The organism is Syntrophomonas sp. (assembly GCF_028707975.1).
In the GTDB taxonomy this organism is placed as follows: Bacteria; Bacillota; Syntrophomonadia; order Syntrophomonadales; family Syntrophomonadaceae; genus Syntrophomonas.
This window is the reverse complement of record NZ_JAQVZX010000143.1, coordinates 1-3,882: the sequence shown is the minus strand read 5'-3', so window position 1 is coordinate 3,882 and position 3,882 is coordinate 1. Positions and strand designations below refer to the sequence as shown.

Annotated in this window: 6 protein-coding genes; 2 read left to right on the top strand and 4 right to left on the bottom strand. The window is 42.5% G+C overall.

All coding sequences use genetic code 11. The features are described 5' to 3' along the window. Positions 1-514 precede the first annotated feature (514 nt). From PHP87_RS11300 to PHP87_RS11290, 3 genes are all read right to left on the bottom strand, one after another. Positions 515-787, bottom strand: coding sequence for a type II toxin-antitoxin system mRNA interferase toxin, RelE/StbE family (locus PHP87_RS11300; RefSeq protein WP_061214089.1), 273 nt, complete (start codon positions 785-787; stop codon positions 515-517). Beyond that, on the bottom strand, positions 787-1,059 hold the full coding sequence (locus tag PHP87_RS11295; RefSeq protein WP_061214090.1) for a type II toxin-antitoxin system RelB/DinJ family antitoxin: 273 nt from the start codon (positions 1,057-1,059) through the stop codon (positions 787-789). The genes PHP87_RS11300 and PHP87_RS11295 overlap by 1 nt, the downstream gene beginning before the upstream one ends. A gap of 169 nt (positions 1,060-1,228) precedes the next feature. Further along, on the bottom strand, positions 1,229-1,525 hold the full coding sequence (locus tag PHP87_RS11290) for an ATP-binding protein (RefSeq protein ID WP_082736090.1): 297 nt from the start codon (positions 1,523-1,525) through the stop codon (positions 1,229-1,231). A gap of 703 nt (positions 1,526-2,228) precedes the next feature. On the opposite strand from PHP87_RS11290, the gene PHP87_RS11285 reads away from it, so the two are divergent. Together PHP87_RS11285 and PHP87_RS11280 are read left to right on the top strand one after the other, a co-directional pair. Then, positions 2,229-2,453: a type II toxin-antitoxin system HicA family toxin gene (locus tag PHP87_RS11285; protein WP_061214093.1), complete on the top strand. Its 225-nt coding sequence runs from the start codon at positions 2,229-2,231 to the stop codon at positions 2,451-2,453. Between the two features lie 38 nt (positions 2,454-2,491). Further along, the gene (locus PHP87_RS11280; RefSeq protein ID WP_061214094.1) at positions 2,492-2,836 is read left to right on the top strand and encodes a toxin-antitoxin system HicB family antitoxin; all 345 of its coding nucleotides are present in this window, start codon (positions 2,492-2,494) and stop codon (positions 2,834-2,836) included. Positions 2,837-3,217: 381 nt separating this feature from the next. Here PHP87_RS11280 and PHP87_RS11275 read toward each other — a convergent pair whose 3' ends face one another. After that, positions 3,218-3,808, bottom strand: coding sequence for a class I SAM-dependent methyltransferase (locus PHP87_RS11275; protein ID WP_061214095.1), 591 nt, complete (start codon positions 3,806-3,808; stop codon positions 3,218-3,220). Positions 3,809-3,882: the final 74 nt, after the last annotated feature.

Below are 3,882 nucleotides of genomic sequence, written 5' to 3'. Positions count from 1 at the left end.
CCACCCAAGCCCCTCAAGAATGGTATAAGGGGGCGGATAGAGGCGAGGAAGCATATCTGATCAATGTATGAATTTAATTAGCAAACACAGGTTCCCGGGCGTATGGATAGCTGGGGAACCTTTTTTAGTTCGCCTTGCATGGGCATAGTCTAACGGGTGAAAGTCCCTAACACGCCCTGATAGTGGGAAGTGTACAGCCAAAGACAAGGGTGTCCTCGGCGACGAGGAATCTGAAGGAAGTCGGCGGCAAATCTCTGGCCTGACGAACAGAAACCACATAGAAGGCAGGGCATATCGATCTTTCGAGCTATACATATTGATATTATTACTTTGCATGCATATTATATCAGTAGGTAAGGAATACAATGATTCCATGGAAGGGGCTTTCGGCCTTTTGGCCTGGTTTTTTTCGGCTATGGGGGCAGCTGCAGACCCATTAATAATCCGCCATGATAATAATGTTTAAAAGGGTTTGTTTGTTCAGAAGAATTGCGATGTGGCTAAAATGGCAGATTTAAAACAAATCACTATGAGTACCGGTACGTGTTAATATTAATACTATAGTATCTTTATCAATTCTATAAATTAACAACCAATCAGGTATTATATGACATTCTCTGTATTTTATCCAATTTCCGCTTAATGCATGATCCTGATACTTTTCGGCTAATTTATCGCCATTGGCCAACTTTTTAACTACTTCAGTTAATAAATCAATATTATAACCACGTTTTACCAATAATTTTAAATCTTTATCAAACTTTCTAGTTCTTTTGACGATATACATTAACCTATAATCTCCTTCATCATCTCATCGACATCATAAAATCCTTTTACAGAATCATCATGGATAATTCTATCTGCTTCTTTCATCGCTTCAATTGTCTCCGCATTAGGGATATCAACAGAGATTTCAAAAGGTATTTTACCTTGTCTAACTGCTGCTTTTATAAATACTGTTAATGCAGTAGTCATATTCATTCCAAATTCTTCGAAAAGCTCTTCTGCCTGTTTCTTTAAATTCTCATCAATTCGCATGGTTATACTTGTCTGCGCCATGATAACAGCTCCTTTTTATATTGTACTTACATTGTACTGCGGCAACTATACTGTGTAAATAGGGTAAACGCTATATCCAGAGCACGAAAGAAATGTCGAAGGACTTAATCGAATATATGTAAGCGGTCAAGTATTTTGGAGAAATTTTGGCCAATAATTTTCCATAGGACTACGGGCTTAGTATAGAATCTCGATGTTTAAGGCGGTAACTGTCGCCGGTCAGATTGAATATTTCACTGTGATGAGCGATTCGATCCAGGATAGCGGTAGCGATAACCGGGTCTCCCATCAATTCGGCCCAGTCTTCAAAACCCTTGTTTGAAGTTATTATTAAGGCTGTCTGTTCGTAAAGTGATGATATCAATTGAAAAAACAAATTAGCTTCTGGCCTGGTAATAGGGACAAAACCTATCTCGTCAATTACCACTAAATATGAAGCCTTGATCCGTTTTATCCTCTGGCGGATCCGGGTTGAGGTTGTTTGCCTTAGGCTTCCACAATCTGCACCCCAGCGGGAAAATGCGTAAGCTCATGGAGAAAAACACCGATGAGTTGGAGCATTTTATTTCCCATCAACTGCCCGACGCCGCGCAGGCCGTCATCACGCCGCTGGCGTTTCTTGTCTGCATTTGAATTTCCGAAAAATCGGACTGTCAGCGATAAACGATTTGGGGCTTCGCTCCTTGTCCGTTACGGAACTGGAGAATAAGGCGGGGCCAAATCATTCGCGCGAAAAAATGTTATATATCGAAGGTTTCTCGTTCTCCTATAACAACCGGCAATCGCTTACTATTCCCTCTCTAAAACTGCCGCAAAACACGGTTATAGGCATTTTAGGCTTTAACGAAGCGGGAAAACCACATTTGCCAGATGCCTTTGCGGGCTGGAGAAATCGGCAAAGGGCGTGCTGCGCCATAACCACGGGCAATACAATACAAAACAAAGATTGAAACTTTGTTATATGGTCCTGCAGGATGTGAACCATCAGCTTTTTACTGAAAGTGTGCTGGATGAAATTCTTCTCAGCATGGAGGATGAAGACATTTCGGCCGCTGAGAAAAAGAGCACGGGCATATTACCAAACCAATATCGTCCCTCTGTTTGATTCGTCTACTTATTATTGCAAAGCGATACTATATATAATACTATAATAACGGGAGGTTTTAGGTGTGGCGGGCGTGGATAAAATAATAGAAAAAATGAAACGGCAGCCAAACGGAATACGTCCCGAAGAAGCTGAAAAGGTATTAAAAGCAAACGGATACGAATATAAAAGGCAGAAGGGCTCACACCGACACTACTTGCACCAAAACGGAGACTTAATAACTGTAAAAATAGAAACGCCGTTGAAAGCAGTCTATGTCAAAGATATTTTAACCCGAATAGGTGAATAAGCCGCTTATTCCTAATACCTTAGAAAGGGGTTCTATGTATGCGGACGGAAGAATATGTTAAATTGCCTTATACGAGAATTATTCAGGAAATAAATGATGAAAGCGGACATTATTTTTACGGCAGGATAATGGAGCTGGACGGATGCCAGAGTACAGGCGATACATTGGAGGAATTATATAAAAACCTGAATGAAGCTCTTGAGGGCTATATTGAAACCAAACTTGAAAACAACCTGGATATTTCCCTCCCTGTTAATCAAGAAGATTATAGCGGCAAATTTGTGGTAAGGCTTCCTAAATCCCTGCACATGAGGCTGGTCCTGGAAGCTGAAAAAGAGGGAGTTTCACTTAATCAATATGCACTATACAAACTTGCCAGATAATGCATAAATGAATCATGCCCTGCCTGCCTCATGGAGGCTTTACTTAAGATTAATTAAGTCTGGATAATATCTTGCTTGTAAAGCCTTCCTACTGCTCCTCTTCATCGCCCATTATAAACTTGTTTACGTTTTGTGCCTGAGCGTTAGCGAAAGGAATGGTTATAAATGTGAAAGCAGTTGTTTGCACAAAATATGCTGCCGGAAGTGCTTTATACCCGGAATTGATCTTCCAATGCTGCAACTATTTTCTTTTTATCTTTTCGCCTGCTTACGGAAAGGGAATGCGCCTCGAACCACTACAATGTAGGCAATACGAAGTTGACGCTGGATACCATGATAAACTGGATTGAAATGATAAAAATTAAACATTGACCCGGGTCTTTATTGTTTTGGCCTGGCCACGACATAGGCCAGGGGAAAGGAAGCTTTGAGCAACACGGAATCCAGGACGGTAAAAGCGTTTTCTTCCAGAAAAGCATGAAAGCTCTGCTGCGTCCATTTGTGATAGGCGCGCAAACCACTTAGCGACATTAGCGCAAAAAACAATAGAGCCTTTTTACTGCCTGCATGTACAAAAGTAGGCGCAATCAGTCTACCGTCCGGCTTAAGTACCCTGTGGCTTTCTGCCAGTGCTTTTTCCGGCTCCGGCATGATGTGCAGGGTGTTGCAAATGATGACAGCATCGAAACTGCCGGGAGCGAAACGAAGATCACAGGCGTTCTGCGCGGAAAAATGCACATTGGCCAATCCCAAATGTTGCGCCTTTTTCTGTGCCTTAGCTACCATACTAGGAGAGAAATCAATAGCGTCAATATTCTGCATCCGGTCAGCCAACCCAAGGGCAATAATGCCTGTACCGGCAGCAATCTCCAGTACCCGGTCTTCCGGCTGGAGCAGAAGGGCAATACGTTTGATGATTGTGCGCCACGAAGGCGCAGAGATGCAACTGAGCAAGTTGCATAATGCAGCCATGCTGCACAGAAGATGAGGGAGGGCCCCTCGAAGCCGCCATACAGGTGGAGGCTTCAAACCACCTTAAGCTGCTT